The sequence below is a fragment of the Niveispirillum fermenti genome (assembly GCF_048066175.1).
Classification (GTDB): Bacteria; Pseudomonadota; Alphaproteobacteria; order Azospirillales; family Azospirillaceae; genus Niveispirillum; species Niveispirillum fermenti.
The window spans coordinates 87,639-110,550 of the sequence record NZ_JBLTXA010000004.1; the positions used below are offsets into that span (position 1 = coordinate 87,639).

18 protein-coding genes and 1 riboswitch are annotated in these 22,912 nt (G+C 67.3%); of the genes, 7 read left to right on the forward strand and 11 right to left on the reverse strand.

Features of this window, described 5'->3' with window-relative positions:
* Nucleotides 1–18: 18 nt before the first annotated feature.
* The 7 genes from ACM9LZ_RS05540 to ACM9LZ_RS05570 form a co-directional block, all read right to left on the reverse strand.
* On the reverse strand, nucleotides 19–2,151 hold the full coding sequence (locus tag ACM9LZ_RS05540; protein WP_416618351.1) for a TonB-dependent receptor: 2,133 nt from the start codon (nucleotides 2,149–2,151) through the stop codon (nucleotides 19–21).
* A 71-nt stretch (nucleotides 2,152–2,222) separates the two neighbouring features.
* Entirely contained in the window at nucleotides 2,223–2,768 is a 546-nt protein-coding gene (locus ACM9LZ_RS05545; protein ID WP_416618352.1) for a nuclear transport factor 2 family protein, read from the reverse strand.
* A 52-nt stretch (nucleotides 2,769–2,820) separates the two neighbouring features.
* Nucleotides 2,821–4,827 (reverse strand): molybdopterin-containing oxidoreductase family protein, encoded by a 2,007-nt coding sequence (locus ACM9LZ_RS05550; RefSeq protein ID WP_416618353.1) that lies wholly within the window; start codon nucleotides 4,825–4,827, stop codon nucleotides 2,821–2,823.
* Nucleotides 4,828–4,944: 117 nt separating this feature from the next.
* A complete protein-coding gene (locus ACM9LZ_RS05555) occupies nucleotides 4,945–6,048 on the reverse strand; it encodes a DUF917 domain-containing protein (protein ID WP_416618354.1) in 1,104 nt (367 codons plus the stop codon).
* A 22-nt stretch (nucleotides 6,049–6,070) separates the two neighbouring features.
* A complete protein-coding gene (locus ACM9LZ_RS05560; protein ID WP_416618355.1) occupies nucleotides 6,071–7,648 on the reverse strand; it encodes a hydantoinase/oxoprolinase N-terminal domain-containing protein in 1,578 nt (525 codons plus the stop codon).
* Between the two features lie 118 nt (nucleotides 7,649–7,766).
* Nucleotides 7,767–10,451: a LuxR C-terminal-related transcriptional regulator gene (locus ACM9LZ_RS05565; RefSeq protein ID WP_416618356.1), complete on the reverse strand. Its 2,685-nt coding sequence runs from the start codon at nucleotides 10,449–10,451 to the stop codon at nucleotides 7,767–7,769.
* A 62-nt stretch (nucleotides 10,452–10,513) separates the two neighbouring features.
* Nucleotides 10,514–11,746 (reverse strand): metal-dependent hydrolase family protein, encoded by a 1,233-nt coding sequence (locus ACM9LZ_RS05570; protein WP_416618357.1) that lies wholly within the window; start codon nucleotides 11,744–11,746, stop codon nucleotides 10,514–10,516.
* A gap of 226 nt (nucleotides 11,747–11,972) precedes the next feature.
* Between ACM9LZ_RS05570 and ACM9LZ_RS05575 the strand changes: the two genes are divergently transcribed.
* A complete protein-coding gene (locus ACM9LZ_RS05575) occupies nucleotides 11,973–12,971 on the forward strand; it encodes a zinc-dependent alcohol dehydrogenase family protein (protein ID WP_416618358.1) in 999 nt (332 codons plus the stop codon).
* 43 nt (nucleotides 12,972–13,014) lie between these two features.
* Here ACM9LZ_RS05575 and ACM9LZ_RS05580 read toward each other — a convergent pair whose 3' ends face one another.
* Nucleotides 13,015–14,631 carry a peptide ABC transporter substrate-binding protein gene (locus ACM9LZ_RS05580; RefSeq protein ID WP_416618359.1) on the reverse strand — a complete coding sequence of 539 codons (1,617 nt, stop codon included), beginning with the start codon at nucleotides 14,629–14,631 and terminating at the stop codon, nucleotides 13,015–13,017.
* Between the two features lie 197 nt (nucleotides 14,632–14,828).
* Between ACM9LZ_RS05580 and ACM9LZ_RS05585 the strand changes: the two genes are divergently transcribed.
* Entirely contained in the window at nucleotides 14,829–15,464 is a 636-nt protein-coding gene (locus ACM9LZ_RS05585) for a beta/gamma crystallin-related protein (RefSeq protein ID WP_416618360.1), read from the forward strand.
* 7 nt (nucleotides 15,465–15,471) lie between these two features.
* Here ACM9LZ_RS05585 and ACM9LZ_RS05590 read toward each other — a convergent pair whose 3' ends face one another.
* From ACM9LZ_RS05590 to ACM9LZ_RS05600, 3 genes are all read right to left on the reverse strand, one after another.
* A complete protein-coding gene (locus ACM9LZ_RS05590) occupies nucleotides 15,472–16,179 on the reverse strand; it encodes a pseudouridine synthase (RefSeq protein ID WP_416618361.1) in 708 nt (235 codons plus the stop codon).
* Between the two features lie 52 nt (nucleotides 16,180–16,231).
* The gene (gene ftsE / locus ACM9LZ_RS05595; RefSeq protein ID WP_416618362.1) at nucleotides 16,232–16,930 is read right to left on the reverse strand and encodes a cell division ATP-binding protein FtsE; all 699 of its coding nucleotides are present in this window, start codon (nucleotides 16,928–16,930) and stop codon (nucleotides 16,232–16,234) included.
* Nucleotides 16,931–17,060: 130 nt separating this feature from the next.
* The gene (locus ACM9LZ_RS05600) at nucleotides 17,061–17,903 is read right to left on the reverse strand and encodes a hypothetical protein (protein ID WP_416618363.1); all 843 of its coding nucleotides are present in this window, start codon (nucleotides 17,901–17,903) and stop codon (nucleotides 17,061–17,063) included.
* 348 nt (nucleotides 17,904–18,251) lie between these two features.
* Between ACM9LZ_RS05600 and ACM9LZ_RS05605 the strand changes: the two genes are divergently transcribed.
* From ACM9LZ_RS05605 to ACM9LZ_RS05625, 5 genes are all read left to right on the forward strand, one after another.
* On the forward strand, nucleotides 18,252–18,722 hold the full coding sequence (locus ACM9LZ_RS05605; protein WP_416618364.1) for a hypothetical protein: 471 nt from the start codon (nucleotides 18,252–18,254) through the stop codon (nucleotides 18,720–18,722).
* A gap of 15 nt (nucleotides 18,723–18,737) precedes the next feature.
* Nucleotides 18,738–19,103, forward strand: coding sequence for a hypothetical protein (locus ACM9LZ_RS05610; protein ID WP_416618365.1), 366 nt, complete (start codon nucleotides 18,738–18,740; stop codon nucleotides 19,101–19,103).
* A gap of 74 nt (nucleotides 19,104–19,177) precedes the next feature.
* Nucleotides 19,178–19,354, forward strand: a riboswitch (yybP-ykoY riboswitch).
* A 4-nt stretch (nucleotides 19,355–19,358) separates the two neighbouring features.
* Nucleotides 19,359–19,961 carry a manganese efflux pump MntP gene (locus tag ACM9LZ_RS05615; RefSeq protein WP_416618366.1) on the forward strand — a complete coding sequence of 201 codons (603 nt, stop codon included), beginning with the start codon at nucleotides 19,359–19,361 and terminating at the stop codon, nucleotides 19,959–19,961.
* Between the two features lie 123 nt (nucleotides 19,962–20,084).
* Entirely contained in the window at nucleotides 20,085–21,524 is a 1,440-nt protein-coding gene (locus ACM9LZ_RS05620; protein ID WP_416618367.1) for a M16 family metallopeptidase, read from the forward strand.
* Between the two features lie 8 nt (nucleotides 21,525–21,532).
* Entirely contained in the window at nucleotides 21,533–22,873 is a 1,341-nt protein-coding gene (locus ACM9LZ_RS05625) for a M16 family metallopeptidase (RefSeq protein WP_416618368.1), read from the forward strand.
* Nucleotides 22,874–22,912 lie beyond the last annotated feature (39 nt).

Below are 22,912 nucleotides of genomic sequence, written 5' to 3' on the forward strand. Positions count from 1 at the left end.
GCAGCATCGCATGGGGGATCAGAAGCGGTAGCTGGCTTCCACCCCATAGACACCGCGCGTGCTGGGAATGCGCAGGTGCATGTCCGGCCCCAGCGCGTGCGCTGCGGCCTGGGTCGGATACTGGGTATTGCCGATATTCTTGGCGAACACACCGGCCGACCAGCTTTCCGTGTCCAGGAACAGGCGCAGGTCGACGAAATCCTTCGGCCCGGTCCGCAGGCTGTTGGCCGCATCCCAATAGACCGAGCTTTGGCGGCGATAACCGGCATAGGCCCGCAGGTCCAGGTCGGCCGTCAGCGGCATGGTATAGTCGCCATTCAGGTTGAACGTGTATTTGGTGGCCTGCGGCGTGCGGTTGCCGACGGCCGACGGGTCCAGGGCGAAGGCCCGGATTTCCGGGTCCGTCAGGCCCAGGCCGGCGGCGATCTGCAACCCCTCGGCCGGGCGCACCGTCAGTTCCAGTTCCGCGCCGCGCACGCGGGTCTGGTCGATATTGACGATGTTCTGCGACGGCGGGTTGGCGATGATGAAGAAAAGCTGCTGGTTGTCGTAATCCACCTGGAACAGGGAGGCGCCATAGGTGACGGTCCCGCCCAGCACGGCACCCTTCAGGCCCACTTCATAGTTCTTGGCCGTCTGCGCGTCATAGCGACGGGCCGACGGGCCGGCGATGTAGGCGTTGAAACCGCCGGAACCGAAGCCTTCGCCATAGGTGGCATAGAGGTTGAGATCGCGCGACGGCTTCCAGGCCATCTGCACCTTGGGCTGGAAGGAGGTGAAGGTGCTGGCGACATCGGAATTGGCGAACACCTCGTCGATCGAGGTGCGCTTGTCCTCGTCATAGCGGGCGCCGACGGTCAATTCCAGGCTGGGCAGGATGTCATAGCTGGCCGACCCGAAACCCGCCCACGATTTGGACGTACCGACATCGTGAGAGGAGACGGCCAGCGGACCCGGCGCCGGGTTGCCCGTGCCGTCATCGAACGGGATGTCCAGGAAATTGGTGGTGTCGCGATTCTGATAGAAGGCGCCGACCAGCCAGCGGAACCGGTCGTTGGAGGGCGACGACAGCCGCACTTCCTGCGTGAACGCCTCCACCCCCAGTTCCACATGCTGGAGCAGCATCGGGGCGGCCATGAAATCGGCATCGCCCTTCTGCAATTCGTCCAGCTTGCTGAAGCCGGTGATGGAGCTGAAGGAGAGATAGTCGCCTTCGAAATCCAGCTTGGCCGAGACGTCCCAGATTTCGCGTTCGTCGGACTGGCGGGGGTCGTTGACGAAATAGCCGGGCTTGAAATCGTTCCAGTCGGCCGTGTTCACCACCTCTGCCGACAGGCCGCCCAGCTTGTCCTTGCCATAGCTGCCGCGCAGGTCCAGCGTCCAGTCTTCCGACAGGTTGAAGATCAGGCGGCCCGACGCAAAGCTGCTCTCGCCGTAATCGGCCTTCAGGCCGGACGTCTGGTTGGTGATCCGCCCGTCGGTATCCTTATACGATCCCGCCAGCCGGAACAGCACCTTGTCCTCCACGATCGGACCGGACAGGGAGGCATCCAGCGTCACCGTGTCGGCCACGCCATAGGAGGCCTTGACCATGCCCGACAATTCGTTCGTGGGCTGCTTGGTGGTGATGTTGATGGCGCCGCCGATGGCGTTGCGGCCATAGAGCGACCCCTGGGGGCCGCGCAGCACTTCCACCTGCGCCACGTCGCCATAGTCGCGGTTGATGAAGGCGGGCTGGGAGATCTGCACGCCATCGACCACGACGGCGATGGGGGCCTCACCGCCCTGCGCCTGCGCCAAGCCGCGGACCATGATATTGGGATAGCCGGCACCGGAGCCGGCATTGATGTTGATGTTCGGCGTCATGGCCGAGAATTCGCCCAGCGAGCGCAGGCCCGCCGTCTCGATCCGCCTCTCGTCGAAGGCCGTGATGGCCTCCGGCACCTCCACCAGCGATTCCGCGCGCTTGCGCGCCGTCACCGTGATCTCCTCCAGCACGTAATCGCCGCTGCCGGCGGCGCTGCCGGTGCCCATGTCCGCCTGGGCCAGCGCCGGCATGCCGGCCAGGGCCGTTCCGGCCGCCAGCAGGGCCGCAACCCCGCGGCGCAGCGAAGTGCGATGGGCCCGATCCTTCATCTCGAACAGTTTCATTTGCCGTCCCCGTTGCTTCTCATTGACGCCCCCCGGCCGGGGGGGCGCAAGTCAGGTTGTCTCGTCACGTATCAGGGCTTGGCGGTGCCGCCATCCTTGCCGTGGGTGGCCAGCGACAGGTCGGCGCCGCTGTATTTGGCCTGTTCCACCGTGTCCAGCACCTTGCCGTCGCGCACGGTCCAGATGGAGATCAGGTCGATGACGCCGGTGCCGCCCTGCTTGTCGCGATAGCGGTACTGGTACTGGCCGGCGGCGTGGTCGCCATCGGTCAGGGCGATGGTGAAGGGCTGCGTCGCTTCCCAGTAATCCAGCTTCTCCAGCATCTCCGCGAAGCGCAGATACATGCCCTCCGCGCCGATGCCCTTCATCTCGTTGTCGATGCGGATGCTGGCCTGCGGGTGGAAATGGGTGGCCACGCCCTCGCGGGTCAGGGCCGTGCGGCGGGCGCCCACATCATTGAACCAGGCGAACGCATCCTCCACGACCTTCAGCGCGGTGCGCTGTGCGGGGATATTGCCTTCCGCCGCCTGGACACGGGCCGACGGGGCCAGCGGCAGCAGCAGGGCGGCTGTGGCCAGTGCGATGGGGGCCAGCCCCCGTCTTGCAAGCAACTTCATGAAAACCTCTTCTGTTCAGGATGGACCCCGCGCATTGCGGCGGAATGTTTGTTCAGGGATTGTCGGCCGGGCGTTTGCGCACCCGCACGGGAAAGGCCCCCAGCGTGGGCATGCCGCTCAGCGGGTCGGTGTCGCGCGCATCGGTCAGGTGGTTGACATTGGCCTGATCGAACCCGTGCGGCAGAGAGACGACGCCGGGGCGATAGCGGCGTTCGATACGGGCCGGCACATCGACATGGCCGCGGTCGGTCTCCACCCGTACCATCTCCCCCTCGGCGATGCCCATGGCCGCGGCATCACCGGGGTTGATGTGCAGTTCCGGACGCTCCGGCCGGCGGGGGTTGGCCAAGCCGTCATTCATCAGGCCGTTGACGCGCGCCCGCTGCCGCTGTGGCGTCAGCACCATGTCGGCCCCGTCCATGTCGGCCGTGGCCACCTGGGCCAGCAGGTCTGCCGGACCCAGGTTCCAGCGCCCGCCCGGCAGGTGGGGCGCGACCCAGCCATGGGTCCGCCCGCCCACCACCGCCGCAGGGCTCTGCCGGATCACGTCGAAGCCGGCGCGGGCGTGCGGCAGCATGGGACGGATCACGTCGTCATCATGGACGACCGTGTCCGGCACCCCGCTATCGACACCGATCCGGCGGCCGATCTCCCGCAGCATCCACCACAGCGGACGGCGCCCAGCCACGGGCTCCACCACCCGCTCGGCATAGCGGGCATATTCCAGGGGGTTCAGGAAATCCCACAGGGTGATGTCGGACATCTCCAACTGCCCCGTGCCGGGCAGCAGATGGGTGGCCTCGGCCGTCGTCGCCGTCTCCATCATCTCCACGACCACCAGCAGGTCCAGCTTGGCAAAGGCGGCCAGCAGCCGGCCGGTGTCCGGCAGGGCCAGAACCGGGTTGCCGGCAATGATGAACAGGGCCTTCAGGTTCCCGGCCTCGATCTCGTCGGCCAGGGCCGCACAGGGATATTCACCCAGCCGGGACGGCAGGTCGGGGCGGCTGGCCGGGCCGGGCCCCGTCGTATCCATCGGTGTCCAGCCCTGTTCGGCATAGTTGCGGGCAAAGCCGGGATTGAAGTAGGAGCCGCCCGGCCGGTCCAGCGAGCCGGTGACCCCCATCAGCGCCCAGCCCAGGAACCAGGTGGCATTGGCATGCGCGCCCATGGAAATGCCGGTGCCGCAGACCACGCCGATGCGTCCGGCCCGGCGGATGGCGGCCACGAACCCGGTCAGCGCCTCTGCCGGCAGGCGGGTCAGCCGCGCTGCCTCGTCCAGGGTGAAACGGTCCACCGCGTCGCGCAGCGCATCGATGCCGGCCACCCCGGTTTCGATGAAGTCCCGGTCGGCCCCGTCGCGCAGGATCTCCCGCACCGCATGGCCCAACAGGGCGAATTCGCTGCCCGGCCAGGGGGCAAGGTGGTGGGTGGCCAGTTCCGCCGTTTCCGTGCGGCGGGGATCGACCACCCACAATTCCCCCTGGTCGGCCCATTGCTTCAATTGCAGCTTGGGGGCCGGCATGAAGTAGTTATGGCCGTGCGAGACCATGGGATTGATGCCGATCAGCACGGCCATGCGCGTGTCGCTGTCGGGCTGGGCGATCATCATGGGGCTGCCCGTCACCCGTTCGGCCACCAGCGGACCGCAGGCGACATCCACCGACACGGTGGAATAGATCTGCGGCGATCCCAGCGACGCCATGAAGCCGCGCCAGACATTCAGGCTGGCGCAGGGCACGGCCGGCGTACCGGCATAGGCGCCGATGGCCTGCGGCCCGTGCCGGTCGATGATGGATCGCAGCTTGCCGGCGATATCGTCCAGGGCCGCATCCCATTTCACTTCCGATAACCGACCATCCACACGCATGTATGGTTGATCCAGCCGGTTCGGATGGTGGTGCAGGCGCCCCAGCGCCATGCCCTTCAGGCACATATAGCCCCGTGACACGGGATCGTCCGCGTCCGGCCGGATGGCGGTGATGCGGTTGTCCTCCACCGTCGCGATGAAGGCGCAGAAGCTGCCGCACAGGCGGCAAAAGCTGCGTTTTTCCGTAACCATGTCGGTGGACCTCCGCGTCGCTCTTTCGGGGCAATCCAGCCTAGCCAATGCCCGGCCGGGATGGGGGGTGGCCGGCGGGTAGTGCGGGCCGCATCGGTGTAGCGGCCCGCCCCGCCTTCAACCGCGGCCGGCCAGCGCCTCCAGGGGCTGATAGTCGAAATCGAAGCCGAACTGGCGCGGGCCCATGACCTCCAGCGCTTCCGGCCGGCGCAGCATGGGGTCGGCGGCATAGGCCACGACCTTCACCCGCTGCCCGTAGGCCAGCATTTCCGCCGTCAGCGGCTCCCCGGTCTCCCGGTCCAGGATGGTGATCAGGTCGGGTACCATGGCCGCGATCTCCCCGTTCAGGCGGGCGACCAGGAACTCGTTCTGGATATCGACCGTGAAACGGTCCTGCCCGTCGCCGAACGGGGCCAGCACCGCCTGGCCCCAATGCCAGCCGTCCCGCGTCTCGTGCCGCACATCGATGATCTTGCCGTCGAACAGCACCCGGGCCGGCCGGTCGTCCCAGCCGGACAGAAAGGTGACAAGGTCGCCGATCACATCGTCCGATCCGGCACGGGCTTGGCGGATGCAACGGCCGATTTCCAGCGCATGGGTCAGGGTGCGGTGGACGGCGCAGCGCTTCACTTGCGCCCCGCTCATCGGATAGACGGCGGAAAAGGCGATGGACCCCATCGACATGGTGACCGAGCGGCAGAGGTCTTCCGCCGTCCGGTCATCAATGGCGTCGATGGTGACGAAATTGCCCAGGTCGTCCATCAGCAGCGCCGGCGTGGCCTTGCAGCCATAGATGCTGAAGGTCGTCATCTCGATATGCGGCATGGCGCGGCCGATGCCGTCGCCATCGATGACGGGGGTGCCGCTGATGGCGGCCAGCGCCAACGGGAACATGGCGTTGGCGCCGCCGATCTCCGCGCTGATGATGGCATCGATCCGCCGGCCGTAATAGGCCTCGGCCCGCGCCAGCAAATGGGTCAGCGTCACCTCGCTGACCAGATGTTCCAGCAGGACCGGCGGCGACCCGATACCGGCGATGGAGACGACGAAGGCGTCATCGGCCAGCGCATCGGCCGGGATGACCTGCACGGCGCGGCCGCGCTCCATCTGGTTCGACAGGAACAGTTCCCCGATATAGGGATCGCCGCCGCCGCCGGTTCCCAGCAACACCGCCCCGCGCGCCAGGTCGCGGACATCTTCCAGGCTTTGAATGCTCGTCATGAAGGTTCCTCGGGCGAAAGGGTCAGGCGGCGTTCATGCCGGCCAGCAGCGAGCCGACGGCGCGGGCGCGGACCTGCACGCATCCGCTGCGCATGTGGGTCATGGGCAGTTCGACAATGTCGATGACCTCGACGCTGTCGGGGTCGGCGCCGGCCTTCACGGCTTCCGCCTTGGCATCGGCCGCCGCCTGTCGAAGGGCTTCTTCCCGGCCCAGGGCCTGGAAATCATACAGCTTGTCAACGCGGCCGCTGACCCGCGCGATGGCGGCACCCACGGCGTTCGCCACCTCCGCATAGGCGGGGCGCAGGACCTCCGACACGCCTTTCAACGGGCGTGACACCAGGATGGAGCCGCCGCCCACCAGGATCAGCGGCATGGGCGCCGCACTGGTCTTGATGCGGTCGATGGCCTCTTCCAGCTTCGCATGGATCAGGTCCACGGCCTGTTCCACCAGATCGTTGGCAAGGTGCGCCACCCGGTTGGGGTCGCCCAGCCGCGCCGATCCCGCGCGCACGGCGATATCGGTCGTGGTCAGCACGTCGCCGCCGAAGACCAGCCCCTTCTCCACCAGGCGGTAACCGACCGATTCCGGTCCCAGGTCGGTCACGCGATCCGGCCCGGTCTTGACCAGGCTGCCGCCGCCCAGGCCGATGGACAGCACGTCGGGCATGCGGAAATTGGTCCGCACGCCGCCGATATAGTTGGCGGTCGTCGTCTCACGCGGGAAATTGTTCAACAGGAAGCCGATATCCGAGGTGGTGCCGCCGATATCCACGACGATGGCGTCGGTCAGTCCCGTCAGGAAGGCGGCACCCCGGATGCTGTTGGTCGGTCCCGCGGCACAGGTCAGGATCGGATAGCGCATCGCCATCTCGGTGGAGATGAGCGTGCCGTCATTCTGGCTGATATAGATGGGCGCATTGATCGACAGGTCGGCGAAGGCCTGCACGAAGGAGGTGACGACCCGCCGGGCCAGCCGCGAGAGCGAGGCGTTGACGATGGTCGCGTTCTCCCGGTCCACCAGCCCGATGCCGCCGACCGAGGCCGACAGCGTGATGTCGGCATCCGGCAGGGTCTTGCGGACGATGGCGGCTGCCCGTTCCTCGATATCCGGGCGCATGGGCGCGAAATTGGCCGTGATGGCCACGCTTTCCACCCCCCGGTCGCGGGCATCGGCGGCGGCGGCGGCCAGCGCATCCTCGTCCAGCGGGGCATAATCCTTGCCGGTATAGAAGGAGCCGCCGCCGATCATGTAGGTGGCGGCATCCAGCTTCTGCCGCAGCTCCAGCGGCCAGCCCGACAGGGGGGGCACACCATCGCCGCGCGGCAGGGAAATGCGGATGGCCGCGACGCGGGCCAGATCGCGCCGTTCGATGAAGGCGTTCACGAACTGCGTGGTGCCGATCATCACCGACCCGATGTCCGACCGGTCGCCGTTCCAGGCCGCCAGGCACTCCCCCACCACCCGGACGATGCCCTGGCCGACATCGGCCGTCGTGAAGCCCTTGGCGCTGGCCAGCACCTCCTGGCCGCGCATGATCACCACATCGGTGTTCGTTCCCCCGACATCGATGCCGAGCCTGACCTGTCCCTGGCCCAATTGCCGCTCCCCTCTCCATGCCCCGGCCGCCAGCGCGGTCCGGGGCCATTTCCATGGGGCAAAGCTTATCGGCGGGGGGGCACGCGGCGGTATGGCGGTGCCGGGTAGATTGGCCCGTTCAAGGGTAGCAGCCGGCTTCCCGCTCTGCCGTGAAGGCCGCCGCCGCGGCCCGCCGGCTGGTGACGCCCAGCTTCTGGAAGGCCTTTTTCAGGTGGAATTTCACGGTGTTCTCAGTGATGCCCATGCGCCGGGCGATCAGCTTGTTGGAGATGCCGTCCGACAGGTGGCGCATGATCTCGATCTCCCGCAGGCTGAGATCATGCGGATTGTGCGACGGCTGCAGGGTGAAGCTGCGGATTGCCAGTTCGACATGCTGGCTGTCCATCGGCATGAGTGCCGGGTCGGACAGCAGCCGTTCCAGGATATGGCGGGTGGTGAAGCCGGCTTCCGTGAAGGGCATGACATAGCCGTCGGGATGCGCGGCGCGTATCGCGTTCAGCATTTCCGCCTCGGCCGCCATGCCGTCGCCATCCGCCTCGGCAATGTGCGACAGCAGGATATGGGCGGTGATGATGCCGCGCAGCCGGCCGTGGCCCCGCGCCTCGGCATGCATGCGCTGGGCATGGGTGCGGGCTTCGCCGGTGGCGTCCAGCGCCAGCGCCCGCAGGCACAGGGCGGCCAGCATTGTCTCCCGCTCCCGCCAGCGGGGACACAGAAGGGCGATGTCGCGGTCCAGGAACGGGGTCAGCAGCCCGTCGGCCATCGCCGTCTGTCCGGCCAGCAGCGCATATCGCGCCTCCAAGGCCGGCAGCAGCACATCCAGATAGGTGACCCCGCGCTTGGCCGCCCATTCCCGCCATTCCGCGACCCAGGCGGAAACCGCCGGCAATCCGCCGCGATAATAGGCGATGTCGGCCAGGATGGGGGCCGCCACGGCCCGCTGCTCGAACCAGCTTTCGCTGTCCCCGAACTGCACCAGCGCCTGAAGCACCATTTCCTCCAGCGCCTCCGCCGGGCGGCGTTCATAGGCGATGGCGGCTTCCGCCAGCCGGGCCATGGACAGCACGGGATTGTCGCTGCCGAATTCGGCGCGCCGGCGTTTCAGGGTGCGGGTCACCTCGCCGGACGCCTCGCGCAGGTTGCCTTCGGCCAGGTTCAGCAGGGTGCGGTGGATCAGCAGGTGGAAGCTGGCGAACCGCATGCCCTGAAGATCATAGATGGCGTCGCACTGGTCCACGGCGGCGCGCGCCTGACGGATTTCCCCGCGCTGTTCATGCAGCACGATGGACAGGTTGACGCGCCAGGCCCACATCAGCGGGTCGTTGGGCGTCAGTTCCCGCAGCCGCTCCAGCGCCTTGTCCACCACCGCGCCGCAATCGCCGATATAGATGCGGAAGGTTGTCTCCAGCGCCAGCCGTTCGACCTGATAGGCGGCCCGCACCGCGGCCGGTCCGCCGGCCGGCTCCGTGATATGGGCCAGCGCGTCCGATCCTTCCCGGAAGAAGCCGCTCTTGAAATGCACCAGGGCGCGCATCAGCGCCACGCGCGGCTCGTCCAGCAGGCGGGCCGGGATCTCGCGGATGATGGCCCGTACCTCTCCCAGGCCCGTGCGCAGGAAGATGTCCAGCGGCCGCAGCCCGTCGATAACCGCCTGGACGGCGTCCATGTCGCCGGCCGCGGCCGCATGGCGGATGGCCTCCACCGGCCTTTCATGCGCCATGAACCAGCGGGCCAGCCCCACATGCAGCCGTGCGGCGCGTGCCGGGGCCAGGGGGAAGCTGGCGCGGGCCGCTTCCGCCACCAGCGGGTGCAGCCGGAACAGCGGATGATCCCCCGTCTCCGCCGTTTCGATCAGGGAGGGCAGGGCCGTCTGCAGGGCGCGCAGCCGTGACAGGCTGTCGCCCATGCCCATGATGCGATCAAGCGCCACGGGGTCGATCTCGTCCAGGGTGGCGACGATGCCCAGGAAATCCCGCTGGTCGGGGTCCAGGCCCGCGAAAACCTGCTCGGCCAGGTAGTCGGTGATGGGCTGGGCCGGCCAGCGGCCTGGCGGGTCGACCCGGTCCGTCCCCTCGCGCTCCCGCCACAGGCGCAGCATCTGCACCGCCACGGGCCAGCCCTGGGTCCAGTCGGCAATATCGCGAAGCTGATCTTCCGGGATGCTGTCGCGCAGCAGCTCGGTAATCTCCTCGAACTCCAGCCGCAGTTCCTCCGGCTCGATGATGCGGACCTGTCCTTGTGTGCGCAGCCGGGACAGGGCCAGCGGCGGCTTGCGCCGGGCGGCCAGGACCAGATGCGTCTGGCTGGGCAGCAACTCGGTGATCTCATCGATCAGGCGGGGCACGTCGGCACCCTGCACATTGTCGAAATCGTCCAGGATGATGACCTGACCGCCGTCGGACAGTTCCAGTTTGCCGGCGATGGCGTCCAGCGCGGCATCGGGGTTCACGTCACCATCCAGAAGCAGGCCCGTATCGCCCATGTCGATGCCGCTGAGGTGCAGGGCGCGGGCCAGCATGTTCAAGAAGGCGCCGGGGTCGCTTTCCCGAGCGGAAAGGCTGCACCATGCCGCCCCGACGCCCTGGTCGTGCAGCATTCCGATCCATTGTGACAGGACCGTCGTCTTGCCATAGCCGGCGGGGGCGATCAGCAGGGAAAGCCGGCCGGCGCGGGCTAGGTTCAGCGACCGAAGCACCTGATGCCGGTGGCACAGCGGCACACGCTGGCGCGGCGGGGCCAGCCGGCCGCGCTGCCGCCAGGTGCGGCCGATATCCGGGTCGGGAAGGGGGCCGTCGTTCCTCACAAAGGCAGGTTCGCTCGCAAATCCACCATCGGGGGCGGGCAGGTATGGCGACCCGCGCCCTGTCACAGGTTGTCCACCATGATTGTGCCCCCTTTCATCACCAGCTTCAACCGGTCGGGCTGCTCCAGCACCGCTATATCCTCCAGCGGGTTGCCGTCCAGCACCAACAGGTCGGCGAAGGCCCCCGGTGCCACGGTGCCCAGCCGCCCTTCCATCATCAGAAGGGCGGCGTTGACGGAGGTGGCGGACCGCAGGATGTCCAGGGCCGGCATCACCTGCCGGCGCAGCGTGAATTCATGGGATTGCAGGGGCATCATGCGCAGGCCCAGCAGGTCCGTGCCGAAGCCGATGCGCGCGCCCGCGGCGATCAGATGGTCGATGGAGGCCAGGGCGTGACCCGCCACCTCCGCCAGCTTGTCCAGCATGACCTGGGGCAGGCCCATGGATGGCCCCGCCGTCTGGATGGCATGGATGATGGCCAGCGTGGGCACGGCATAGGCGTCGTGCGCCACCACGGCACGGGCCGTTTCGGCGTCGATGGCGGTGGCATGCTCGATGGACCGCACGCCGTTGCGCAGACAGCGCATGGTGGCTTCGGCCGTATGGGCATGGGCCATGACATAGGTGCGCCGCGACCGCGCCTCCTCCACCGCCACGCGGATCTCATCCTCGCAGAACTGGTTCATCCAGAAAGGATCGGTCGGCGACAGGACGCCGCCGGATATGAACAGCTTCAACTGCGTGGCCCCGTCACGAAGCTGGTCGCGCGCCGCGCGGCGCATCTCGTCCACCCCGTCCACGACGCGCGCCATGGCCCCGCAATAGCCGCAGGCGCACATGGCCCCTTCCAGGTAATGGCCCGCCGCCCGCAGGTCGCCATGCCCGCCCGTCTGGCTGAGCGCCAGGCCGGAATAGAACAGGCGCGGGCCGGGGATCAGGCCCCGCTCGATCCCGGCCCACAGGCTGTAATCGCCGCCGGCGGCATCGCGCACGGTGGTGAAGCCGCGCTTCAGCGCGCCTTCCAGGATGTCGCGGGCGTAAAGGGCCCGCAATTGCGGGGTCAGCCGATCCACATGGGCGGGGTTTGGTTCCACCCCATAGGCATGGAAATGGGCATCGATCAGGCCGGGCATCACGAAGCGGCCGCCGGCATCCACCACCCGCGCCGTCGCCGCGCTGCCCGGCCGCTCGGCGATTTCACGGATGATGCCGTCTTCGATCAGGATCGACCGGCCCGGCAGCAGGGTGGGGTCGTACCCGTCGAAGATGGTGCAGTTGCGCAGTTCCGTCAGCATGAAGACTTCCCGGCAGACAAGATGATGATGGGCCTCCATCATCGGCCAGGGGTGCTTGGGGACAAATGCGCCCCGTGGGGTAGAAGCCGGACGGTTCGGGTAGCGTGGCCGGCCCGCCGCTACACCAGTTGCGGCCCGACTACCCCATGGTGCGCGGGCATGGGCGCGCCGGGCGGGCTAGATTGTGTGCGGCACAAGGCCAATCACGGGACCCGAAGGAGAGATCATGAACAATGCCCTGCTTGTCGACCGCATCGACGGGGAGAACCGCCTTGTCATCCGCCCCATCGACCGGCGCGAACCGGGTCCGGGGGAGGTACGGTACCAGGTGCATGCCATCGGCCTGAACCGGGCCGATCTTCTGTACCTGCATGGGGGGCATTACACGCAGACCAGCTTTCCCAGCCGCATTGGCTTCGAGGCGGCTGGCATCGTCGATGCCGTGGGGCCCGGCGTCACGTCCGTGAAGGTCGGCGACCGGGTCAGCGCCATGCCGTTCGGCGACCCGGCCTATAGCGTGGGCGGTGAATTCGCCATCACCCCGGAACCCTTCATCGCCCCCTGGCCGGAAGGCTATTCGGCGGTGGAGGCGGCGGGCGCCTGGATGCAGTACCTGACGGCCTATTTCCCGCTGAAGGAGATTGCCGCCGCCGGTCCCGGTGACGCCGTGCTGGTCACCGCTGCATCCAGCAGCGCCGGGCTTGGCGCCATCCAGATCGCCCGCCTGCTGGGCGCCACCGTGCTGGCCAGCACGCGCAGCGCGGCCAAGGCCGATTTCCTGCGCCAGGCCGGGGCCGACCATGTCATCGTGATGGACCAGGGCGATGTGGCCGGCCAGATCCGGGCGGCCACGGGCGGCCAGGGCGTCCGCATCGTCTATGAGGCGGTGGCCGGCGATTTCTTCCATCAATATGCCGAGGCGCTGGCGCCCGGTGCGATGATCTTCGTCTATGGCGCCATGGGCGGGTCGCCCACCATCGATTGCCCCATCGTGCCGCTGATCCGCGTGGCGGCACAGATCCATCTTTATTCCCTGATCAACCAGTTGCGCGATCCGGGTGCTGTGGAGCGGTCGCGCGCCTTCGTGGCTGCGGCCATGGCGGATGGGCGCATCCGCCCCGTCATCGACCGGGTCTTCCCCTTCGAACAGGCGCTGGACGCCTATGCCTACATGGACAGCGGCGCGCAGAAGGGCAAGATCGTCATGCAGACCCGCTACGGCTGAGGCGGCGGGCCGCTGCCCCGCCCGTTTTCCCGTCGCCGTCCGCTTATCCGGCCAGTGACAGAAACCGCGCGGAATGCAGGTCCAGCGCATTGTCCACCCAGCCTTGCAGCCGCGGGCTGACCAGCCGGCGGCTGGACTGGCGCATGATGGGGATCATGGGCATGTCGGCCATGGCCAGCCGTTCCGCCGCCGCCAGCCTTTCATGGAACTGGCCGATGGTCACGGACTGGTCCACATCCGCCATCGCCCGGTCGAAGGCGGGGTTGACATAGCCCGGCCCTACCGTATTGGCGCGTGAGCGCAGCAGGTTCAGATATTCCGTCACCAGCCCCACGGCCCAGGTGATGCGCACGATGTCCGGATAGGAATGTTCCTTCATCCGGCCGACCACGACCTTGAATTCCTGGTTGGCCAGGGTGGTCCGCACGCCCAGAACCTGTTGCCACATGGCGGCGACGGCGACCGCCACCTGACGGTTCAATTCGTTGGTGTTGTAGAGCAGTTCCAGCGACAGCGGCCTGCCGGGACCATATCCTGCCCGTGCGTAGAGGGCGCGGGCGGCGGCGATGCGGTCGTTGTCGGCCAGCCCGGCCCAGCCGGCCTGCGGCGGGTTGTACCCGGCCAGCCCCTCCGGCGTCATGGAAAAGGCCGGCAGTTCCCCGCCCCGCGTGATCTTCTCCACGATGGTCCGCCGGTCGATGGCCATTGACAGGGCTGTGGCCAGATCGGGATTGTCCTTCCAGGGCGCGCGGGTCAGGTTGGGGATCAGGAAGAAGGTGCTGGCCCGATAGGCCAGGCGCAAACTGTCGGCCAGATGGGTGCGCGCCCAATCCAGTTGGGTGGGCGGCACCTCCTTGGTGGCCACCAGTTCGCCGGCCCGGAACCGTTTCAGCTCGGTCTGCAGATCCTCCGTCACATGATAATTGACGCCGGCGACGCGCAGGGCCGCCGCACCGTGGTAATGCGGGTTCGCCGTCAGCGCGTAATGGCTTTGCGGCACGGCTGCCGCCAGGGTGAAGGCGCCGTTGCCGACCAGCCGGCCCGGCTGTACAAAGCTGTCGCCATGGGCGGCCAGCGACGGCCGGTGCAAGGGGCACAGCACCCAATAGGCGGTATAGACGGTCAGGTCCGGCTTGGGATGTTCCAGGGTCACCTGCAAGGTGCGGTCGTCCAGTGCCGCCACCCCCAGGCTTTCCGGCGGGGCGCCGTTCTGCAGGATGGGCAGGGCGTTGCGGATGGGCGCCACCCATTCGGGCAGGCCCAGCCGCGTGGCCGGCGTCACGGCCCGCCGCCAGGCGAAGACGAAATCGTCGGCCGTGACGGGGCTGCCGTCGGACCAGCGGGCATCGGCGCGCAGGTGGAAGGTCCAGGTCAGGCCGTCAACGCTGGTTTCCCAGCGCTCTGCGACGCCGGGCGCCACGCTGCCATCGGCGGCAAAGCTGGTCAGCCCCTCCCACAATTCGATGAACAGGGCGCCCGCCACGATGGTCGTGGACCGGTGCGGGTCCAGCGTGTCCACTTCCGGCCCCAGGCCGATATCCAGCACGGGCCGGCCGGCGGCCGGTGCCGTTCCGGCCGCCAGCAGGGGCAGGGACGCGGCCGTGGCGATCAGGGTGCGGCGGGTGATGCGGCGCTGGGGCAAGGGTCCGGCCTCTTCCATTCTTCCTCGTGGCAGGACAGGGTGGCCGGTCGGTGGGGCCCTGTCGAGGGGGGTGATCGGACCCATCATCGAAATCCCGCCCCGCCCGTGCCGCGGGCCCGCCACAAAGCATGGTCACGGTATGGCTGTACGCCCGGCGGATCGGGCGGTTTGAAAGGGAGCGGCCGACCGGAAACAGGAACGGCGGCCGGATGGGGATGAAACGCTGGTTGGCGGCTTTGGCCGCGATGGGGTCCATGCTGGTGGCGGGCCAGGTGCTGGCCGGGTCCGTCACGCTTTATTCGCAGCCCGGTTTCCGGGGCGACCGCATCACCATCACGCGCGATGTGGACTCGCTGACCAAGCTGCCGCCCTGGAACGATCGTGCGCGGTCGCTGGTCGTGCATTCCGGAACCTGGGAAATCTGCAAGAACAAGCGGTATGACGATTGCCGCACGCTTGTCGGCGGCGCGCGGGTGGCCGACACGGCCGAGGTGAAATATCTGCGCGGCGGCATCACCTCCCTGCGCGAGGTGGGGCGCAGCCAGCCACGGGACGACGGGCGCGGCCATGATCATTGGGCGTGGAACCCGCCGCCCGGTCCGCCACCGCCACCGCCGCGCCACCGCGATGACGACATCATCTGGAACGGGCCGGGCGGCGGGGCCGCCGGCCCCGTTTCCAGCCGGCCGCAGAATGCCTGCCAGACCCAGGTGGAGCGGGCCTTCCAGCAGCGCTACGGCTTCCGTGCCCGCACCGAATTCTCCGGCAGCAGCGTGGAAGGCACCATCTGGTGGGATGGGCAGCCCTGGCGCTACCGCTGTGCCGGCGGGCAGACCAATATCTGGCGCTGACGGCGTTTCAGGTGGCGGGGGCGAAGACCCGCGCCACCTCGCCGGGCGACAGCAGCCGCCATTCCCCTTCCGCCAGCCCGTCCAGCCGCAGGGCGCCGATGGAAACGCGATGCAGCGCCTCCACATGGTTGCCCACGGCCGCGAACATGCGCCGGATCTGGTGGTAGCGCCCCTCGCTGATGGTCAGCCGCGCCCGCGTTTCCCCCAGCGCTTCCAGCGTGGCGGGAAGCAGGGGCGTCTTCTCCGATTTCAGCATCAGGGTGCCGGACGCGAACATACCGGCCTCCTCCCCCGTCAGGGGGCGGGCCAGTTCGGCTTCGTACACCTTGGGCACATTGGCCTTGGGTGAGATGATCCGGTGCAGCAACTGCCCGTCATCGGTCAGCAGCAGCAGCCCGGTCGTATCCCGATCCAGCCGGCCGACGGGTGCCATGATGGGATTGCGGTACTGGAACCGTTCCGGCAGCAATTCATAGACCACCCGGCCCGGATCGCTGGTGGAGCAGGTATAGCCGGCGGGCTTGTGCAGCATCAGCACCGACCCCTGCGGCGGGTCCAGCGCTTCTTCATCGATGCGGATGTCGGCGTGGTCCGCCTTGTCCCCGTCGGACAGCATCGTGCCGTCGGCCCGTGTCACACGGCCGGCGCGCAGCAGCATCTTCACGTCGCGCTGGCTGCCATAGCCCAGGTTGGCGATCAGGCGGACAAGACGCATGGGAATGTTCCTGCGGGTTGGATCAGGGTGCCGGAGACAGGACCGGAGCGGGTCAGGCGGGGTCTTCCAGCGTCTCGTCGGGCTTCAGCCACCAGGAGGCCTCGGCCAGCTTGCCTTCGAACAGTTCCAGCATGGGGCGCTTGATCTTGTCGATCAGCGGCCAGTCGTGGGTGGCCACGATGCAGGTTGTACCCTGCTTGTTCAGTTCGATGAACAGCCGCATGATCTTCATCGACATGTCGCGGTCGATATTGCCCGTCGGCTCGTCCGCGATGATCAGTTGCGGGCTGGTGATCACGGCGCGCGCGATGGCGACAAGCTGCTTCTGTCCGCCCGACAGGGTCGGGGGCAGGGCGTCCAGCTTGTCGGCCAGCCCCACCCATTCCAGAAGCTCGCTGACCGCCTCGCGCGTGTGCTTTTCCCCCTGCCCGGCGATGCGCAGCGGCAGGGCCACATTGTCGAAGACGCTCATATGATCCAGCAGGCGGAAATCCTGGAACACCACGCCGATGCGGCGGCGCATGTCGGGCAGTTGTTCCCGCGGCACCTTGGACAAGGGTTCCCCGAACAGGGTGATCAGCCCGCGCGACGGCCTTTCCGACAGGTAAAGCAGCTTCAGCAGGCTGGACTTGCCAGCGCCGGTCGGTCCCGTCAGGAAATGGAAGGATCCGGGCGCCAGTTCGAAGCTGAGGTCGCGCAATACCTCCGGCCCGTTGCCGTAGCGCAACCCGACATTCTCGAAACGGACCAAGCGCCCATCCTCCCTTCAAGAACGAAGCCGGTCCCGGCCGACGGGACCGGCTTCGTCATTTCCGTTTCCGGCCCTTGCGCGGGGGTGGTGTGGGGGCCTCCTCCCGCGCGGGTTCCGGGACCAGATCCTTTCAGGAACAGCCCGCACCCACCGCTTCCAGATTGCCGCCGGCACCGTCACGCACCGGCACCAGGCCCACCTTCTCGAACGCGGCCAGCGTTTCGTCGGCCCAGGCCTTCAGGTCGGTCAGGCCGCCATGGCCGGTCCAGACATCGATGCCGAACCGCTTTTCCAGGTCGACTTCCGTCATCTTCAGCGCGTCGCGGACGGAGATCAGCTCACGCTCCAGCAGGTTCCAGATATCGCTTTCACAGCGCTTCATGGTGACCATATGGACGCCCATGCCCTGGAACGCCTTCAGCCGCTTGAAGCCGGGATCGTTCTCATAGGCGGCGAAGCCACCCGACACCTCGTTCAGCACGACATAGCGGCGGCCGACGGGCAGCCACTCGCTCTTGTCGAAACTGTACTGGATCAGCCCGCGCGCATCCTCGATGGCCTGACCCTCGGCCTTGGTGGTCACGACAAGGTCGATGGGGGGCGAGTTGCGGCGGCGCAGCAGAGAGCCGGCGTTGCGCGCTTCCGCCCAGGAGAACAGCTCGGCCGCGACATTGGCGCCGACATCGATGACATAGCCGCCTTCCAGGACCGTGCGGCCGAACTCGTCCCAATATTTGATGGCCAGGTTGGGGTCGGTGGAGCTCTTGACCTTGGTCAGGTCCTCGCCGATGCCCAGTTCCTTCACATTGTGGAACAGGCGGCCAAACTTGGACCGCTGGTTCAGGCTGTCGCTGTCCGCGGCCGCCAGCTTGACCGGCACGCCCTTCTGCTCGTGCTGGAGCACCAGCATCTGGGCCGTCAGGGTCTTGCCCTGTCCACCCGTCTTCGCCATCGAGATGAAGGTCCGCGTCATGCCAATCGTCTCCTGCGCCCAGCCTTAAAATCACAAGGCGGAGGCGGTTCCCGGCCCTTGTGCCGACCCGACGCCCCCGCAGCGCGGAATCGTTACCTGTTTTCCCGTTGCCCTTCAATGCCGCCGGGTGGGTGACAGCGATTTTCACCGCCGATGTCGCCCTGTCGCCATGATGGCGGCTTTTTGCATGGCTTCGAAGGTCATATATCTATTAATAGCTACTAATATTTATTTTATCGAATGATACGCTTTTTAAGAACTTTAAATCAGCGGGGTGGGGACATGTGGAGGTCGGTGTCGGCATATTTACCGGGCCCGGGAATTGTGCTGGTCCGGTTGCGATTTCTGGTGGCTTTTCTGTTGCTGGGTGGGTTGCTGGCGGGTTGTGCCGCCCAACTGGCGCCGGCCTACAGCCCCGCCCTGGTCCAGGGCTTGCAGACCCTGAATCAGCAGGCCATGCAGCTTTTCGCGCAGACCGCGGGCGGGGTGCCGCAGGCCACCTTCCAGAAGCGGGAGGAGACCTATACCGCCCTGATCGGACAGGCCACCGCCCTGGCCAATCTGGCCAGGGCCCGGCCCGATCCGGCGGGGCTGCCGAAATTCGTGGAATCGAAGCTCAAGGACTGGACGAAGGTGCAGACCTTCGCCGCCCCGACGGGCGACATCCTGACCAAGATTGCCAACGACTTTTCCATGATGCGGCAATCCGATCAGCAGGCGGGGCTGAGCCTGGAGGAGGCGCGGCTTTTCCAGAATGGCTTCAGCATCGATGTCCAGCAGGCGCTGATGTACGAGAACGCATTAAATCGTGACCAGTAACGAGGGGGGTGTGTGATGGCCTATTTTGACGTGGGTGCCTTGGTCACCCAGATCACCAACGAGGCAACCGCCATCGTGGGCAAGGATATCAAGCTCGTGGCGGGCTTTTCCGAACAGCAGTTGGAGGGGTTGGCAGCACAGGCCGCCCTGCTTGCCGACGGCATCGCCACGGGGCGTATCCGCCCCGCGCTTCAGGATTACTTTCTCGATAGTCTGAAACAGAGTGCGGCCAATTTGCTGCGGGTGCTGGTCGGCGTCGTGCTGGTCACCCTGGAAAAGCTCTGGAACGCTGTCGTCGGGGCGCTGTGGGACGCCTTGTCGAAGGCGACGGGCCTCGGCTTCATCGCCCCGCTCTGGGGTGCCTCCGGCTTGGCCAAATGATCGTTCCCGTGATGGGCCGTCCGGCCGCGACGCCCTGACGCTTGACGCAGCGCGTCATTCTGGAGTACCCGAACCCCCGTTGGGGAGTAGCTTCCGGTCTGGAAGGCCGGGATCGCGTCAACATACTTGTCCGGTTTGCCGGGCATGGCGCGATCAGCAGTTTGGATATCTGCCTAGCAAGACCAGCGCGCTTCATCGTCCGCACCGGCCGGGCGAATGGACGTGCTGTGTGTCCTGCCCGGTGGATTGCCCGTGATGACCCCCGCTGCCATTGCCATCCTGTCCTTCAGCATGTCGGCCGACGCCTTCGCCGCATCCATCGGCCGTGGTGTCGCACATCGCCCCTCCGTCCCGATGGCCCTGCGCCATGGGCTGGTGTTCGGTGTGATCGAGGCGCTGACCCCGTTGCTGGGCTGGACGTTGGGCATGGTGGCTGCCGGCTTCGTGGAGGCGATCGACCATTGGATCGCCTTCGGCCTGCTGGTCCTGGTCGGCGGCCGCATGGTCTGGGAGGCCATGGCCCGTGGCGAGGAAGGGCCGGGCGGGGATCAGCCGCTGCATGATGTCGCGGCCCGGACAGGGCGGGCAGGGGCGCTGGCGCTGGTCGCCACGGCCGTCGGCACCAGCATCGACGCCGCCGCCGTGGGGGTCAGCCTGGCCTTCCTGGAGGTCAATATCCTGGTCATTGCCCTGTGCATCGGTGCGGCCACCTTCGCCATGTCGACCATCGGCATGCTGGTGGGCCGGGTCGTGGGCGGTCGCCTGGGCCGTATCGCCGAGATTGTCGGCGGCATCGCCCTGGTGGGCCTGGGCACCAAGATCCTGCTGGAACATCTGGGCATGCTGGCCGGCGGCTGATCCGCCGGCGGCCTGCCGGGTGACGGGCGTGCATCAAGCTTCCATTGGCGAATTCCATTGGCAATCCATGCGGGCGGCCCCACATTGGATGCCTGTCGTTGAAGCCGGGAGGATGTAAGCCCCGTGACCCAGAATGCACGCCCCGCACCCCACCGCCGCTGGCGGCGGCTTGCCGCGGGGGTGGCGCTGTCGGCCCTGACGGTTGCCGCCGCGATCTTTCCCGCCGCCGCCCGCGTCTTCGATCCGGAGACCTTCACGCTGAAGAACGGGATGCAGGTGGTGGTGGTGAACAATCCCCGCGCGCCCGTGGTCAGCCACATGGTCTGGTACAAGGTCGGGTCCGCCGACGAGGACCCGGGCAAGTCCGGGCTGGCCCATTATCTCGAACATCTGATGTTCAAGGGCACGGCCAAGATGAAGCCGTCGGAATTCTCCCGCACGGTGGCCCGCAATGGCGGGCGCGACAACGCCTTCACCTCCTACGACTATACCGCCTATTTCGAGAATATCGCCCGCGACCGGCTGGAACTGGTCATGGGGATGGAGGCGGACCGTATGGTCAATCTGCGCCTGACGGACGCCATCGTCCTGCCGGAACGCAAGGTGATCCAGGAGGAACGGCGCCAGCGCACCGAGAACGAGCCCGCATCGCGCCTGTACGAGCAGCTTTACAGCCTGCTGTTCGTGCATCACCCCTATGGCACGCCGATCATCGGCTGGATGCACGAGATCGAGCAGTTGACCACTCAGGATGCGCTTGATTTCTACAAGCGGCATTACGCGCCCAACAATGCCATCCTGGTCGTGGCCGGTGACATCACGGCGGCCGAACTGAAGCCGCTGGCCGAGAAGACCTATGGCAAGATCAGGCCAGCCGAGGATATCCCTGCCCGCGTCCGCGTGACGGAACCCCCGACGGAGGGCGCGCGCCGCATCACGCTTTCCGACGATCAGGTTCGCCAGCCCAACTGGACCCGCCTGTGGAAGGCCCCCAGCTACAATGCCGGGGACACCCGCCTTGCCCACGCGCTGGAGGTGCTGGAGACGGTTCTGGCCGACGGGGCGACCAGCCGGCTTTACCGGTCGCTGGTGGTGGAACAGAAGGTCGCAGCCGGGATCAGCCTTTTCTACAATCCCTATGCCCTGGACCTGGGAACCGTCGGCATCTCCGCCACGCCGGCCCCGGGGCAGGAGGTGGAGGCGCTGGAAAAGGCCATCGATGCCGAACTGGCCCGGCTGCTGAAGGACGGGGTGACGCCGGCAGAGGTGCAGTCCGCCAAGGTGCGCCTGCGCCGTGACGCCATCTTCGCCCGCGACAGCCTGCAGGGGCCGGCCTATGCCTTCGGCGTCGCGCTGACCACGGGGCAGACGGTGGCGGATGTGGAGGCCTGGCCCGACCGGATCGATGCCGTGACCGTGGAGCAGGTGAACGAGGCGGCCCGCACCGTCCTGGGCCGGGACAACCATGCCACCGGCATCCTGCTGCCGGGCGCCGTCACGGCCGAGGCCGCCGCCGCGCCGCCGGCCGGCGCCCCCGCCAGCAACCAGGGGACCATCCAATGATTGCCCGGATGATGATGCAAAGGACCGCCGCCCTGCTGCTGACGGCTGCGGCCCTGCTGTTTGCCGCCCTGCCCGCCGCCGCCATCGATATCGAAAAGGTGGTCAGCCCTGGCGGGGTGGAGGCCTGGCTGGTCCGCGACACCAAGAACCCGATCATCGCCATGCAGTTCGCCTTCCAGGGCGGTACGGAACGCGACCCGGCCGGCAAGCTGGGCCTGGCCATCATGGCGGCCAGCACCCTGGATGAAGGGGCAGGCGAGCTCGATTCCCAGGCCTTCCAGGGCAGGCTGGACGACAATTCCATCCAGTTGGCGTTCAGCGCCGGCCGTGACGGCTTCGTGGGTCGCGTGACGACGCTGGTGGAAACCAAGGACACGGCGTTCGACCTGCTGCATCTGGCGCTGACCCGCCCGCGCTTCGACCCGGATGCGATCGAACGGCTGCGGGGCCAGTTGCTGGCCAGCCTGCGCCGGTCGCAGGCCGATCCCAGCTATTGGGCGCAGCTTGCCTTTGGCGACACAGTGTTCCCGGGCCATCCCTATGGCCTGCCCCAGCGCGGCACGCCGGAAACGCTGGCCGCCATCACGCGCGAGGATCTGGTGGAATTCGCCCGCACGCGCTTGGTGCGCGACGGGTTGAAGGTGGCTGTTTCGGGGGATATCACCGCCGCCGAACTGGCGCCCCTGCTTGACCGGCTGTTCGGTGAACTGCCGGCCAGTGCCACCCTGGCGCCCGTGGCGGACACGGTGCCGGCGGCCCCCGGCAAGACCATCCTGGTGCCCCGCCCCATCCCGCAGACGGTCATGATCATGGCCCATGCCGGCCTGGACCGGTCCGATCCCGACTGGTATGCGGCCAGCATCCTCAATTATGTCCTGGGCGGCGGTGGTTTCTCTTCCCGTCTCATGGACGAGGTCCGGGAAAAGCGCGGCCTGACCTATGGTATCGGGTCCGGCCTGGTCAGCTACGACCATGCCAACCTGATCACGGTCAGCGGGTCCACCGTCAATGAAAAGGCGGCCGAGGCCCTCAGCGTCACGAAGGAGATATGGGCCGACGTGGCACAGAACGGCATCACGCAGGAAGAACTGCGCGATGCCCAGACCTATATGACCGGTTCCTTCCCGCTGCAATTCACCAATAATGGTGCCATTGCCGGCCTGCTGCTGCAGGTGCAGCGGGACAATCTGGGTATCGATTATCTGAACAAGCGCAACGACCTGCTCAACGCCGTGACGCTGGCCGATGTCCGCCGCGTGGCGGCCCGCCTGCTGGACCCGGCCAGGCTGACCACCATCCTGGTGGGCCAGCCGGCGGGCGTGACGGCCGACGGCACGCTTTACAATTGACGCCCCTCAGCCGCCGCGACCGACGGTCGACATGGTTGA

Excerpts from the sequence above, each read along its gene's own strand:
- ACM9LZ_RS05540 (WP_416618351.1), bottom strand. The coding sequence starts at position 2,151 with ATGAAACTGTTCGAGATGAAGGATCGGGCCCATCGCACTTCGCTGCGC.
- ACM9LZ_RS05545 (WP_416618352.1), bottom strand. The coding sequence starts at position 2,768 with ATGAAGTTGCTTGCAAGACGGGGGCTGGCCCCCATCGCACTGGCCACA.
- ACM9LZ_RS05550 (WP_416618353.1), bottom strand. The coding sequence starts at position 4,827 with ATGGTTACGGAAAAACGCAGCTTTTGCCGCCTGTGCGGCAGCTTCTGC.
- ACM9LZ_RS05555 (WP_416618354.1), bottom strand. The coding sequence starts at position 6,048 with ATGACGAGCATTCAAAGCCTGGAAGATGTCCGCGACCTGGCGCGCGGG.
- ACM9LZ_RS05570 (WP_416618357.1), bottom strand. The coding sequence starts at position 11,746 with ATGCTGACGGAACTGCGCAACTGCACCATCTTCGACGGGTACGACCCC.
- ACM9LZ_RS05575 (WP_416618358.1), top strand. The coding sequence starts at position 11,973 with ATGAACAATGCCCTGCTTGTCGACCGCATCGACGGGGAGAACCGCCTT.
- ACM9LZ_RS05580 (WP_416618359.1), bottom strand. The coding sequence starts at position 14,631 with ATGGAAGAGGCCGGACCCTTGCCCCAGCGCCGCATCACCCGCCGCACC.
- ACM9LZ_RS05585 (WP_416618360.1), top strand. The coding sequence starts at position 14,829 with ATGAAACGCTGGTTGGCGGCTTTGGCCGCGATGGGGTCCATGCTGGTG.
- ACM9LZ_RS05590 (WP_416618361.1), bottom strand. The coding sequence starts at position 16,179 with ATGCGTCTTGTCCGCCTGATCGCCAACCTGGGCTATGGCAGCCAGCGC.
- ACM9LZ_RS05600 (WP_416618363.1), bottom strand. The coding sequence starts at position 17,903 with ATGACGCGGACCTTCATCTCGATGGCGAAGACGGGTGGACAGGGCAAG.
- ACM9LZ_RS05610 (WP_416618365.1), top strand. The coding sequence starts at position 18,738 with ATGGCCTATTTTGACGTGGGTGCCTTGGTCACCCAGATCACCAACGAG.
- ACM9LZ_RS05615 (WP_416618366.1), top strand. The coding sequence starts at position 19,359 with ATGACCCCCGCTGCCATTGCCATCCTGTCCTTCAGCATGTCGGCCGAC.
- ACM9LZ_RS05625 (WP_416618368.1), top strand. The coding sequence starts at position 21,533 with ATGATGATGCAAAGGACCGCCGCCCTGCTGCTGACGGCTGCGGCCCTG.